Here is a 12,077-nt window from a genome sequence, read left to right as displayed (position 1 = left end):
ACCATACCCAGCAACAAGCCCAGGATAATCATGCACACCGCTTTGGGCAGGGAACCGGAAGCCAGTACCACCGCACCAATCAGGCCCAGCACCATCAGGGAGAAGTATTCGGCCGGACCAAACTTGAAGGCGACTTCAGCCAGGGGTGGCGCAAAGGCGGCCAGCAAAACAGTGGCAAAACAACCAGCAAAGAAAGAGCCCAGGGCCGCAATGGATAACGCAGCACCCGCACGGCCGTTCTTGGCCATCTGGTGCCCGTCAAGCACGGTCACTACCGCCGAGGTTTCACCCGGCAAGGCCACCAGAATGGCGGTGGTTGAACCACCATATTGGGCACCGTAATAAATACCGGCCAGCATGATCAGACCGGCGGTAGGCGGCAGAATATAAGTAAGCGGCAACAGCATGGCAATGGTGGGCACGGGGCCAATGCCCGGCAACACACCAATCAGGGTGCCCAGCAAAGCGCCCAGAAATGCATAGGTCAGGTTTTCCATGGTAAAAGCCACGGAAAACCCCAGGGACAAGTGTTCTAAAAGTTCCATCATGATTATTTGCTCCCTTTAATTTTTTTAATCAGAATGATGACGCCCACAATGACCGACAGGGGGATAATAACCATTGCATAGGTAGGCCACTCGGCAAAGGGAACCGGCCACAACGGGAAGATCAGACCCAGGCCCTTGACAAACGCCAGCCAGGTAAAGATAACCAGGAAAATGGCATTGCCAATGGCAATTTTAAGGCTGAACTCGTGGCTGGCCAGGCTGCAGAAAATAATCAGCAGAACCAGTGAAATGTACAGACCCAGGTTATCCAGCATGACACCGAACACCACAATCGAGCCGATGATCAGGGCCAGAATGTCAAAGTCGAATTTACCAATATGGTGATCTTCGCCTTCCTCACCGCGCAGGGAGTTGATCGTAACGATACCACCCAGCAGGGCCAAAACGACACCCAGCCAGAATGGAAAATAGCCGGGCCCCATGCGGGCGGGCGTACCCATGTCATAGCTCGTGGAGAACAGGGCAAAACCTGCGCCAATAACTATAAACATCAAACCCGACCAGAAGTCCTGATTGTTCTTAATTAACATGAAATCATCCTCTTTTTCTCCTTAACCGCTTTTATTCAAGCTTAATTAATATTGTGGATATAACCACACAGCGAGATTGTAAGGGATTCAATCCATAAATTAATGAACAAAACATTACCATTTGGTCATCTTTGACGGCAATGCCCTTAATGTCGCATTATTTACATAAATTATTGGTAGATACCCTAACTACAATTGGCTTAAGCGACTGAATTTATTGCATAATGACTAATTATTACAACAAGCATTAATGGAGAAAAGCGAATGTGGCATTGCCTGATTGTGGAAGATGACTACGAAAACGCCCGATATATCGCCAAAGGCCTTACCGAACTGAAGCATAAAACGTTAATTTGCAATAATGGTCCCGACGGGTTGAAAAAGGCTCTCAGCGACCAGTGGGACATTATTATTCTTGACCGCATGTTGCCTGGCAATATCGATGGCCTGTCCATCCTTTCCACCCTCAGGTCGACAGGCAATAAAACGCCCGTCATTATATTAAGTGCCCTGTCTGCCGTCGATGAAAAGGTCAAGGGACTCAAGTCAGGCTGCGATGACTACATGACTAAGCCGTTTTCATTTTCAGAACTGATCGCCCGCATGGAGGCACTGATTCGCAGAACCACCCGCAACGACCAAACCCCACAACAATTGCAAGTGGCAGACCTGAAACTGGATCTGGTCACCCGTAAAGTAGATCGTTCAGGCACGTACATTAACCTGCAACCACGTGAATTCCGCCTTTTACACCATCTCATGCTTAATGAAGGCAATGTCGTTACCCGAACCATGCTGCTTGAAGCGGTTTGGGATTACCGATTTGACCCCCAATCTAATGTCATTGATGTGCAAATCAGCCGCCTGCGCCGGAAAATTGACACCGGATTCACCCCCGCACTGATTCATACCGTCCGTGGAGAAGGCTATCTTCTATCCACCCAGGCCCCCGATCATTAACGCGCCCGTTCAATCCTATGACTGAATATATCCGTATGAAAATCCGCAAGACGTGGGACTCGGTTTCCTTTCGCCTGATGGTCAACTATGGCCTGCTGGCTTTTTTCTCAATTCTTGTTCTGCTGGCTTTTATCTATCTTCAGGTTATTGGCACCCTTCATTCCCAGGCCGCACGGCAGGCCACGAGCTCAATGTCCCGTCTGGCCGGTGAGTTTTATCTAGGAGGGCGGGAGGGGTTAATACAAGCCATCAACATTACCCTCTCGGATCAAATTGACGGGAGCCAGGAGATCTACCTTTTATTGGATGAAAATGGCCAAAAACTGGCCGGCAACCTGGAACAACGGCCCAAACTGACTGAAACCAACAAAACCGAGGTCCCACTGGTTCTTTATGGTAACCCCACAACGGCCCGGATGCTTGAAACCAGACTGCCCGACCAAAGTATTCTTTTTACTGGCATTGACCTTGACTCCATGAATGGAACCATCCGGCAAATTGGCCAGGCTTGTCTGGCCACCATATTCATCGCTTTTTTATTAGTCATGGTCGCCGTTCATATGTTCCGAAAGGAACTGGATTACCGGGTTGGTTCTATCAGGAAAACCGCAGTTAAAATCAGTGAAGGCAATCTTTCTTCCCGCATCCCCCTTTCTGCCACCAAAGATGAGTTTTACTTCCTGAGCAGCGAAATCAACTCGATGCTGGACAAAATTGAGTCGCTCATGACCGGCGTCAGGCACGTGTCCGATACCATCGCCCATAATCTTCGCACCCCCCTGACCCGGATTCTCAACCAATTGCGTTCCGTGCAAAACCCACAATACAATGAATCCGACTTGCGGGCAGCGATTCATCGTTCAATTTCGGAAATTGAAAGCCTGAACAAACTGTTTGAAAAACTGCTTTATATTTCAGAAATTGAATCAGGCATTCAACGCCAACGATTCTGGCAATGCGACCTGCAACAAATCGCCGCCAACGTCGTGGATATGTACGAAGCTTATGCTGAAGAAAAAAACCTGATGCTGCAACTTAAGTCTGTTGCCCAGGCACGGGTATGGGGCGATGCAGACCTGTTGGCCAGCATGCTTTCACAGCTTATTGAAAACGCCATCAAACACGCCAGAAAGGATATTCGTATTACGATCACGACAGCCGGCAAACATATTAATCTGCAGGTATCTGACGACGGCCCCGGCATTCCTGCCGAAGAATACGCCAACATAGGCCAGCACTTCCATCAACTGGACCCTGACAGCAGCGGTTTTGGGCTGGGTATGGCCAGTGTACGCGCCATTCTTTCATTACATGACGGAGAACTGGACTTTGCCGACAATCAACCGGGTTTGGTTGTGAATATCCAATTACCCATCTTTGAAGATTCTCCGGGCTTCAGGCAATAAGCCCAAATAACAATCTGGCTTTATCAAAGCAAGCATTAAATTTCTGCTTAAACAAGCGCTAAAAATAATAAAGGCCTACGTTAAAAAAACGTAGGCCTTTGAATTTGGTGCCGGCTAAAGGAGTCGAACCCTCGACCTTCTGATTACAAATCAGCTGCTCTACCAACTGAGCTAAGCCGGCTAAAGAAAGAAATTATATACGCTTTATAGTTTTAATGTCCAGATAAAAAGTCATATTTGTTGTAAAAAAACACAAACAAAAAAACTGGCTTATTTCACCACCTTCAACCACGGCGCTTTTCCTGCGCCACCTGCAGGTGGATGATCATCGGGATCATTGGGCATATCTTCTGCTTCTGCATCTTGCCCTGGCACATATTCTTCTGTTTCAAACTGCATGCCTTCCTGGGTTTCGCGGGAATAAATCGCGGAAACGGCGCTAACGGGTACGGCAATGTTGCGTGAAGCCCCATTGAAGCGCGCATTGAAACTGATCCAGTCATTTTCCATGGACAGCTTACCGGTTGCCAGAGCACCGATATTCAGGGTGATATAGCCATCACGCACATGCTCTTGAGGCACTTGGCAATATTGATCCACCTTGACCACCAGATGCGGGGTATAGCCGGAATCAGTACACCATTCATACAAGGCACGAAGCAAATAAGGTTTTGTAGAAACAGAAGTCATGATATTAACGTCGCATTACTTTTTCTGAAGGCGTCAACGCTTCGATATAGGCAGGACGAGAGAAAATACGTTCGGCATACTTCATCAGCGGTGCTGCGCTTTTTGGCAATTCTATACCATAGTGATCAAGACGCCACAACAACGGAGCCACCGTCACGTCCAGCATGGAAAACTCTTCACCCAGCATGAAACGGTTTTTAATGAGCAAGGGGGCCAGCTGGGACAGGCGATCCCTGATGGTACGACGGGCAAGATCAAGCCGTTTTTCATCTGCCTGCAAGCTACGGTCCTCTAGCACACCCACTGACACAAACAATTCTTTTTCAAAGTTATGCAGGAACAGGCGAGTACGTGCACGCATGACAGGATCAGCGGGCATGAGTTGAGGATGCGGAAAGCGTTCATCAATATATTCATTGATGATATTTGATTCATAAAGAATCAGATCACGTTCAACGAGAATAGGCACTTTGCCATAAGGATTCATGACAGAAATGTCTTCTGGCTTATTAAACAAATCTATATCACGCACCTCGAAATCCATGCCTTTTTCATACAAGACAAAGCGGCACCGTTGCGAAAATGGACATGTTGTTCCAGAGTAAAGCACCATCATATTGTGCGGACTCCCACTGAAGAAAATGAAGAAAGGCCAGTGCCCACAAAAAGCACTGACCCTATGAAAAGGATTTTGGCAGACTGTCTGATTGTACCTCATTTAAAGGTAAATTTTGTCTGCCTTACCCCTAACCGCTTATTTTACATGCTTCCAGTATGTCTTGTTCAGGCGCCATGCAATCACAAAGAACAAGGCCAGGAACAGCAGAACCCAAGTTCCCAATTGCTTGCGGAATTGTTGGTCAGGTTCAGCCATCCAGCCAAGGAAAGCAGCCAGATCAGCCATGTTGTTGTCAAACTCGGTCTGTTTGGCAGGATCCAGATATTTAAGCGTTTGCTTAACAGAAGCCTGACCCTTGTAATCAACCAACGGCTCATCGCTAACAACAGAGCTAAAACCCTCTGCATCAACCAGTGTGGTTGTTTTGAACCATTGTACCTGCCCGTCTTTTTCTACGGGATGGACAGCAACAGTGGTTAGCTCGCTGGGGCCAGACTCTTGCCAGAACACATTAGGCATACCAGCGTTGGGGAATACCAGGTTGTTCCAGCCCAATGGACGGGTAACATCACGGTAAAACGTACGAAGGTAAGTATAAATGTAGTCGGTACCCGGCTGACCCAGGTTAGCCGCCTTGGCTCGTGCCATAACAGACAAGTCTGGTGGTGCAACACCCAGCCAGAGTTTTGCATCTGTGGGGTTCATGGCAACTGTCATTTTGTCACCCACCTTAGCGCCCGTAAACAATAGATTTTCTTCAATCTCTTTTTCGGTCAGACCAAGGTCTACCAGCTTGTTATAGCGCAAGGCATTGGCGCTATGACAGTTCAGACAGTAATTGACGAACAGTTTTGCACCGTTCTGCAAAGCAGCCAGATCAGTAATCCGGTTGGGGGCGTGATCCCAAGGATGCCCCGCCGCGGCAGACATGGCGGGACCTGATACAGCAAACATCAATACTAACGCACCTAATAGTTTTTTAATCATGTTCATTCCTGATTTACGCATGAGGATGGAAAGTCACACGATCAGGTACCTGCTTGAATGTACCCAAACGGCTCCAGATTGGCATAAAGAAGAAAAATGCCAGATAAATGAGCGTACCGACCTGTGAAATGATATTTAATACAGGCGTTGGTGGTTGCGTACCAATGTAGCCCAGAACAACGAAGTCGATCATGAAAACGACATACAGGAATTTGTGCCAGGTTGGACGGTAACGGATTGATTTAACCTTGGAGTGATCCAGCCATGGCAGGAAACCCAGGATAACAACCGTACCACCCATGACAACCACACCCCAGAATTTGGCATCAAACACACGAAGCGAAACGGCAACGCCAATCAGGACAACGGGCCAGATAATTTTCCAGATGCCTTTGACATTTTTGCTCAGGAGCAAACCAACCGCAAAAATCAGCGCCAACGCAACCATCACCCATGTGAATTCATCGGTAGTGGCACGTAGCATTGAATAGAACGGCGTGAAATACCAGACCGGTGCAATATGCGCAGGCGTCTGGAAAGGATCTGCCGGCAGGAAGTTGTTGGCTTCGATGAAGTAACCGCCCATGGTTGGTGCAAAGAACATGATTGCAGCAAAAATGAACAGGAACCCAGCTACACCCATGATGTCATGGACCGAGTAGTAAGGGTGGAACGGAATACCATCAAGGGGACGGCCGTTCGCGTCTTTTTTATCTTTGATCTCGATACCGTCGGGGTTATTTGAACCCACTTCGTGCAAGGCAATAACGTGAGCCACGATCAGGCCGATAAGGACCAGCGGAATGGCAATCACGTGGAAGGCAAAGAAGCGGTTTAGCGTGGCATCGGATACCACGAAATCACCACGAATCCAGACAGACAGTTCTGGGCCAACAAAAGGAATGGCTGCAAACAGGTTAACAATAACCTGGGCACCCCAGAAAGACATTTGACCCCATGGCAACAGGTAGCCAAAGAAAGCCTCTGCCATTAAGCACAGGAAAATGGCAACACCGAAAATCCACACCAGTTCACGGGGCTTGCGGTACGAACCGTACAGCATGCCGCGCAGCATATGCAGATAGACCACGACAAAGAACATGGACGCACCTGTTGAGTGCATATAGCGGATAATCCAGCCATAAGGCACTTCACGCATGATGTATTCGACCGATGCAAACGCCAGTTCGGCATCGGGCTTGTAGTGCATGACCATGAAAATACCGGTCACAATTTGAATTACCAACACGAGTAATGCAAGTGAACCGAAAAAATACCAGAAATTAAAATTCTTGGGCGCATAGTATTCTGATAAATGCGCTTTCCATAGGGAGGTCAGCGGGAAACGCTTGTCTACCCACCCCAATAACCCTGTCGTTTCGACAACTTTTTCGCTAGCCATGTAGAGGCTCCTTTTCTAACTTGGCAAGATACTAAACTCAGTAACCGTAGCTACTAGCCCGCTGCTTTTTCAAGGCCAACCATAATATTATTATCATCAATAAAATAATACGGCGGCACTTCCAGATTATCGGGCGCAGGCTGGTTCTTGAATACCCGGCCGGCCAAATCAAAATGAGAACCATGGCATGGGCACAAAAACCCGCCTTCCCATTCTGTGGGCATGCCTTCCCCGCCACCAACAGCAAACCGTGGGGATGGTGAACAACCCAGATGCGTACAAATACCAACGCAAATGAACCATTCTGGCTTGCGTGAGCGATCGATGTTTTTGGCAAATTCAGGCGTAAAGCCTGGCCGATCCGAGAGGGGATCTGCCAAAAAGGAATCATTGTCTTTCAGGCCGTCTATCATTTCCTGCGTACGATTCAAGATCCAGACGGGTTTGCCCTGCCATTCGACAGTAAGCATTGTGCCCGGAGCAATCGTGCTAAGGTTAACGGTAACGGGGGCCCCTGCCGCCTTGGCGCGTTCTGAGGGTGACATAGAGGCGACAAACGGAACTGCTGTTGCGACACCGGCTACGCCACCAACCGCACAGGCAGTACCCAACCAGAAACGACGTGATGGATCGGGTGGAAGAACTGCAGGAGATGCAGTTTCTTCATTGTCATGCTGTATTGAATCCTGACTCATTATCTATCCTTATTGATACTACTAAGGTATTAAAAAAATTACTTAAAACTTGTGTACAAAGCTTAACAACCGCTTATTATATACTGTGTCCGCTCGGGGACAGAGGAAAAAAGGATTTCTTATGAGCAAAGCTAAAGGTTTTATAAACGAATTCAAACAATTTGCTGTCAAAGGCAATATGATTGATTTGGCAGTTGGGGTAATTATTGGTGCGGCCTTCGGTAAAATCATCGATTCTCTCGTCAGGGACGTCATGATGCCGTTCATCAACTTTATTTTGGGGGGATCTGTTGATTTTTCCAATAAATTCATTATCTTATCAAAACCAGAAGGCTATTCCGGGCCTGAAACCTATGCAGAAATGACCAACGCAGGTGCCAATGTACTGGCTTATGGAAATTTTCTGACCATTCTTATTAATTTCATCCTGCTAGCCTTTGTTGTTTTTTGTCTAGTTAAACTCATCTCCAAGGCCCGTGCCTCTATGGAGAAAGAAAAAGAAGCGCAAGCCGCTGCTGCACCCGAACCGGCTGATATCGTCCTGTTAGCCGAGATTCGAGATCTGTTAAAAAACAAACACTAATGCAGTACCCCGCCTGTTACCGGCGGGGGCTGTTTTTCAGTGAGCCGTCCTAAACCGGATTGGGTATATCCACAAATGATGATGTGATGCCAAACCGGTCTACCAGTGCATTGCCCAGCGCCTGAATACCATAACGTTCGGTGGCATGATGACCGGCAGCGATAAAAGCAACCCCACTTTCCCGGGCCATATGATAAACAGGCTCCGAAGCCTCTCCGGTAATAAACGCATCCACACCAGCATCAATGGCATCCTGAAACATGCCTTGAGCCCCACCCGTGCACCAGGCCACCTTTTTAATCATTTTATGAGTGTCGCCAATTAACAACGGATCCCTTTCCAAACGTTGTGAAATTAAGACACCCAAATCTGCCAATGTGGTTTCACCTGTGACCACCGAACCCAGCCAAACCAGCCCATCCCTGCCGCAGGTAAGCGGCTGGTCTTCTTCATAAAAAGGCTGCAGATCCAGTACTTTGGCCAACTGCCTGTTATTTCCCCACTCAGGATGGGCATCCAGAGGCAAATGGTAGCCAATAATGTTTAAATCATGCTTGATGGCCAAGGCAATTCGCTGGTATTTGGTGCCCAATATACGTACATCTTCATTTTTCCAAAACCATCCGTGATGCACAATGACGGCATCCGCCTGATGCTCAATTGCTTTTTCAAGCAAAGCCCGCGATGCAGTTACACCTGTAATTACTTTTTTTATTACGGGCCTTCCCTGCACCTGAAGCCCATTTGGTGCATAATCTTGATATAAATGTGGTTTCAGGTTTTCATCAAGCCACTTTACCAAGTCTTGTGTAAAAATTTCACTCACTTCATTTTCCTTTATGCATCGCTATTGGTTAATTTTCTCTCAAACCGTAACTGTTTTTCTCGCGATTCTGTTTACGGTCACGACGCTACGACCTGACTGGCTTGATTTTAAAAAGCAAGCAGCCATACCCGCTTCTGTGCCTACTGCAACCGCCAAAATAGAGCCGGCAGAACCCGCCAAAGAAACAGAAACCAACAGCGAGAAAACAAAAGAGCCTGAACAACTCATTACTATTATCACATCGTATGCCGGTGCGGTTAAGGTTGCCGCACCTTCTGTGGTGAATATTTACACCAGCAAGAACATAGAGTCCCCATTCAAGAACCTGCCCGATGTTCCTGCCCTGCGTCCGTTTATCCAGGAGCAGAAAGAAAACATGCAAATGCTTAATAACACCACCAGCCTGGGCTCTGGTGTTATTGCCTCTGCTGACGGCTATATCCTGACCAACTACCATGTGGTTGAAGCGGCCGACTCGATTGAGATTGCCCTGACCGATGGCCGCAAGACCAATGCACGACTCATTGGCGCAGACCCCGACACCGACCTGGCCGTATTGAAAATTGATTTACCCGATCTGGTACCCATTCACCCTGACAACAAACAGCAACTCAGTGTGGGTGACGTCGTGCTGGCCATTGGCAACCCGTTTGGCGTAGGACAAACCACAACCATGGGCATTATCTCGGCACTGGGCCGAACTGGCCTGGGCATCAACACCTACGAAAATTTCATCCAGACCGATGCCGCCATCAACCCGGGGAACTCGGGTGGCGCACTCATTAATGTCAACGGTGACCTGATTGGTATTAATACCGCCATTTATTCCGAGTCCGAGGCAGGCGGCTCATTGGGCATTGGTTTTGCCACACCCGCCCATACCGCTCTCAAGATCATGCAGGAAATCATTGAAACCGGTACCGTTTCACGTGGATGGCTAGGTATTGAGCCGCAGGACATTACCAGCGATCTTGCCAAAGCCTTCAACCTGGACAGCACCAAAGGGATTATTATTGCATCACTGGTACCCAATGGCCCGGCAGGCCAGGCAGGCTTGCTGGTCGGAGATATCCTGCTGGGCATGAATGATAAAGAAATTATTGACACCGACCAGATGCTCAATGAAATTGCCGGCTTTCCACCAAAATCCCAGATGAAATTCAAGATATTACGTTCGGGCAAATCCCAGGATGTAACGGTAACCTTGGGGCAGCGCCCCGGAATCACCTCAAAGAAATAACCCCCATTTAATGGGGTAACAGGTTTCCGGTTTCTGATTGCATTGTCAAGCTATATGCCAAAACCGGAAAACACCGCTTAACTGTCAACTTCCTCTGCCGTCTTCCTGGGCTTGATAAAGCGCGCCACCAGCAAACCCAGCTCGTACAACAGACACAGGGGAATAGCCAACAACAACTGGCTAAGCACATCAGGCGGGGTAACGATAGCGGCAATCACAAAAGCACCCACAATCACATAACCCCTGGCCGCTTTCAGCTTTTCAAGGGTCATCATGCCGGTACCCACCAGCACCAACACCACAATAGGCACTTCGAAAGTAATGCCAAATGCAATGAACATGGTCATTACAAAGCTGAGATAGGCCTCTATGTCGGGTGCAAAATTAATGGAATCGGGCGAGACCATTGAGATGAAATGAAAAACAGTATGGAAAACAATAAAATAACAAAATGCCATACCGATTAAAAAAAGCAGGGTACTGGAAACCACCAACGGTATGGCCAGACGCTTCTCGTGCCGATACAGGCCCGGCGCAATAAAAGCCCATGCCTGATACAGCACGTAAGGCAAAGCCAGCACAAAAGAAAACAGCAGCGTAACCTTAAGGGGTACCAGAAACGGCGTGATGACCCCCGTGGCAATCATTTTATTGCCATCGGGCAGGGTTTGAATCATGGGCTGGGCAATGAAATCGTAAATGGCCCCCGTACCGGGATAAATACACAAAATGGCAAAAATCCCCAGTACCGTAACAACTGCCCGAATCAGACGCGAACGCAATTCTATCAAATGCGAAAAAAAGCTTTCTTCTTTCTCGCCATTATTTTCATTAGGTGATGAGTTTTGCATTAGACCTTTGTTCCTGAACCAGTATTATTTTCGGGCTTGTGACTATTATTGTCGGGTTCATTTTCTTTGGGCGTGTCTTTTTTTTCAGGCGACAACGTTTCCTTGACCTGGTTTCCTGCGCTGGTCAATTCCTGCCCAAGTTGCTCAACCGGATTACGTAAAGACTGCGTAGTTTCCTCGAACGAGGCTTTCATGTCCTGAGCCGTGGATTGCAAATCATTTTTGAGCTGGCTGATTTCCTGGATATCAACCTCACGCTGGATATCACTTTTAACGTCATTGACGTAACGTTGCGCCCGCCCCATAAGAAGCCCTACTGTACGGGCCACTTTGGGCAAACGCTCAGGGCCAATAACGATCAAGGCAACCATGCCAATGACAAACAGCTCACCGAAACTTAAACCAAACATAAATACGCTTTACAAAAACAGAACCTTTTCACCAGCAATCATGCAAGCGTAAAAGGGATCTGCTGGATTTCAGGAATCCGATTTTTCTTTTGCCTGCACATCGATGGTTTCTGTGCCCGCCTGTTTTTTTTCTGTTGTTTCCGTGTCTTCCGAAGTGGCCTCATTCATGCCTTTCTTGAAGCCTTTTACAGCACCGCCCAGGTCTTCACCAATATTACGAATTTTCTTCGTACCAAAGACCAGCGCAACAATCACCAAAACGATTAGCCAATGCCAAATACTTAAACTGCCCATAAAACAACTCCTAAA

Annotated in this window: 14 protein-coding genes, 1 tRNA gene and 1 pseudogene; 4 read left to right on the top strand and 12 right to left on the bottom strand. The window is 47.8% G+C overall.

All coding sequences use genetic code 11. The annotated features are described in order from the left end of the window. Both JHL22_RS13750 and JHL22_RS13745 read right to left on the bottom strand, forming a co-directional pair. Positions 1-545: tripartite tricarboxylate transporter permease (locus tag JHL22_RS13750; RefSeq protein WP_200238639.1), on the bottom strand; the 545-nt coding region annotated here is incomplete at its 3' end. Positions 546-652: 107 nt separating this feature from the next. After that, positions 653-1,099 (bottom strand): annotated as a pseudogene (locus tag JHL22_RS13745) (tripartite tricarboxylate transporter TctB family protein); the annotation flags it as partial. 264 nt (positions 1,100-1,363) lie between these two features. Between JHL22_RS13745 and JHL22_RS13740 the strand changes: the two are divergent. Beyond that, complete coding sequence (locus tag JHL22_RS13740; protein WP_200238633.1) at positions 1,364-2,059, top strand: winged helix-turn-helix domain-containing protein; 696 nt, start codon at positions 1,364-1,366, stop codon at positions 2,057-2,059. Positions 2,060-2,076: 17 nt separating this feature from the next. Continuing rightward, positions 2,077-3,465, top strand: a complete 1,389-nt coding sequence (locus JHL22_RS13735; RefSeq protein WP_200238630.1) for a HAMP domain-containing sensor histidine kinase — start codon at positions 2,077-2,079, stop codon at positions 3,463-3,465. A gap of 105 nt (positions 3,466-3,570) precedes the next feature. Here JHL22_RS13735 and JHL22_RS13730 read toward each other — a convergent pair. From JHL22_RS13730 to petA, 6 genes are all read right to left on the bottom strand, one after another. After that, positions 3,571-3,646, bottom strand: a tRNA-Thr gene (locus tag JHL22_RS13730). A gap of 89 nt (positions 3,647-3,735) precedes the next feature. After that, positions 3,736-4,155: a ClpXP protease specificity-enhancing factor gene (locus JHL22_RS13725; RefSeq protein WP_200238629.1), complete on the bottom strand. Its 420-nt coding sequence runs from the start codon at positions 4,153-4,155 to the stop codon at positions 3,736-3,738. A 4-nt stretch (positions 4,156-4,159) separates the two neighbouring features. Continuing rightward, positions 4,160-4,771: a glutathione S-transferase N-terminal domain-containing protein gene (locus JHL22_RS13720; protein ID WP_189384359.1), complete on the bottom strand. Its 612-nt coding sequence runs from the start codon at positions 4,769-4,771 to the stop codon at positions 4,160-4,162. Between the two features lie 138 nt (positions 4,772-4,909). Continuing rightward, positions 4,910-5,761, bottom strand: a complete 852-nt coding sequence (locus JHL22_RS13715; protein ID WP_200238626.1) for a cytochrome c1 — start codon at positions 5,759-5,761, stop codon at positions 4,910-4,912. 13 nt (positions 5,762-5,774) lie between these two features. After that, positions 5,775-7,163, bottom strand: a complete 1,389-nt coding sequence (locus JHL22_RS13710; RefSeq protein WP_200238623.1) for a cytochrome b — start codon at positions 7,161-7,163, stop codon at positions 5,775-5,777. Between the two features lie 53 nt (positions 7,164-7,216). Further along, on the bottom strand, positions 7,217-7,858 hold the full coding sequence (gene petA, locus JHL22_RS13705; protein ID WP_200238620.1) for a ubiquinol-cytochrome c reductase iron-sulfur subunit: 642 nt from the start codon (positions 7,856-7,858) through the stop codon (positions 7,217-7,219). Positions 7,859-7,979: 121 nt separating this feature from the next. On the opposite strand from petA, the gene mscL reads away from it, so the two are divergent. Beyond that, the gene (mscL, locus tag JHL22_RS13700) at positions 7,980-8,441 is read left to right on the top strand and encodes a large conductance mechanosensitive channel protein MscL (RefSeq protein ID WP_200238617.1); all 462 of its coding nucleotides are present in this window, start codon (positions 7,980-7,982) and stop codon (positions 8,439-8,441) included. A 49-nt stretch (positions 8,442-8,490) separates the two neighbouring features. On the opposite strand, the gene JHL22_RS13695 is transcribed toward mscL, so the two are convergent. Beyond that, complete coding sequence (locus tag JHL22_RS13695; RefSeq protein WP_200238614.1) at positions 8,491-9,267, bottom strand: Nif3-like dinuclear metal center hexameric protein; 777 nt, start codon at positions 9,265-9,267, stop codon at positions 8,491-8,493. A 13-nt stretch (positions 9,268-9,280) separates the two neighbouring features. On the opposite strand from JHL22_RS13695, the gene JHL22_RS13690 reads away from it, so the two are divergent. Further along, complete coding sequence (locus JHL22_RS13690) at positions 9,281-10,507, top strand: S1C family serine protease (protein WP_200238611.1); 1,227 nt, start codon at positions 9,281-9,283, stop codon at positions 10,505-10,507. Between the two features lie 77 nt (positions 10,508-10,584). Here JHL22_RS13690 and tatC read toward each other — a convergent pair whose 3' ends face one another. From tatC to tatA, 3 genes are all read right to left on the bottom strand, one after another. Next, positions 10,585-11,358 carry a twin-arginine translocase subunit TatC gene (gene tatC, locus JHL22_RS13685; protein ID WP_200238609.1) on the bottom strand — a complete coding sequence of 258 codons (774 nt, stop codon included), beginning with the start codon at positions 11,356-11,358 and terminating at the stop codon, positions 10,585-10,587. Further along, positions 11,358-11,768 (bottom strand): Sec-independent protein translocase protein TatB, encoded by a 411-nt coding sequence (tatB, locus tag JHL22_RS13680; protein ID WP_200238607.1) that lies wholly within the window; start codon positions 11,766-11,768, stop codon positions 11,358-11,360. Before tatB ends, tatC begins: the two co-directional genes overlap by 1 nt. 69 nt (positions 11,769-11,837) lie before the next feature. Next, positions 11,838-12,062, bottom strand: a complete 225-nt coding sequence (gene tatA / locus JHL22_RS13675; RefSeq protein ID WP_200238605.1) for a Sec-independent protein translocase subunit TatA — start codon at positions 12,060-12,062, stop codon at positions 11,838-11,840. Positions 12,063-12,077: the final 15 nt, after the last annotated feature.

Source organism: Advenella mandrilli (genome assembly GCF_016595155.1).
Classification (GTDB): Bacteria; Pseudomonadota; Gammaproteobacteria; order Burkholderiales; family Burkholderiaceae_B; genus Advenella; species Advenella mandrilli.
The sequence above is the reverse complement of the archived record's forward strand: the minus strand, read 5'-3'. Positions and strand labels throughout refer to the sequence as shown.

Bases quoted from the DNA above. Each gene is read 5' to 3' on its own strand.
- petA (WP_200238620.1), bottom strand. From the start codon at position 7,858: ATGAGTCAGGATTCAATACAGCATGACAATGAAGAAACTGCATCTCCT.
- JHL22_RS13690 (WP_200238611.1), top strand. From the start codon at position 9,281: ATGCATCGCTATTGGTTAATTTTCTCTCAAACCGTAACTGTTTTTCTC.
- tatB (WP_200238607.1), bottom strand. From the start codon at position 11,768: ATGTTTGGTTTAAGTTTCGGTGAGCTGTTTGTCATTGGCATGGTTGCC.
- tatA (WP_200238605.1), bottom strand. From the start codon at position 12,062: ATGGGCAGTTTAAGTATTTGGCATTGGCTAATCGTTTTGGTGATTGTT.
- JHL22_RS13720 (WP_189384359.1), bottom strand. From the start codon at position 4,771: ATGATGGTGCTTTACTCTGGAACAACATGTCCATTTTCGCAACGGTGC.
- mscL (WP_200238617.1), top strand. From the start codon at position 7,980: ATGAGCAAAGCTAAAGGTTTTATAAACGAATTCAAACAATTTGCTGTC.
- JHL22_RS13710 (WP_200238623.1), bottom strand. From the start codon at position 7,163: ATGGCTAGCGAAAAAGTTGTCGAAACGACAGGGTTATTGGGGTGGGTA.
- JHL22_RS13725 (WP_200238629.1), bottom strand. From the start codon at position 4,155: ATGACTTCTGTTTCTACAAAACCTTATTTGCTTCGTGCCTTGTATGAA.
- JHL22_RS13735 (WP_200238630.1), top strand. From the start codon at position 2,077: ATGACTGAATATATCCGTATGAAAATCCGCAAGACGTGGGACTCGGTT.
- JHL22_RS13715 (WP_200238626.1), bottom strand. From the start codon at position 5,761: ATGATTAAAAAACTATTAGGTGCGTTAGTATTGATGTTTGCTGTATCA.
- tatC (WP_200238609.1), bottom strand. From the start codon at position 11,358: ATGCAAAACTCATCACCTAATGAAAATAATGGCGAGAAAGAAGAAAGC.
- JHL22_RS13740 (WP_200238633.1), top strand. From the start codon at position 1,364: ATGTGGCATTGCCTGATTGTGGAAGATGACTACGAAAACGCCCGATAT.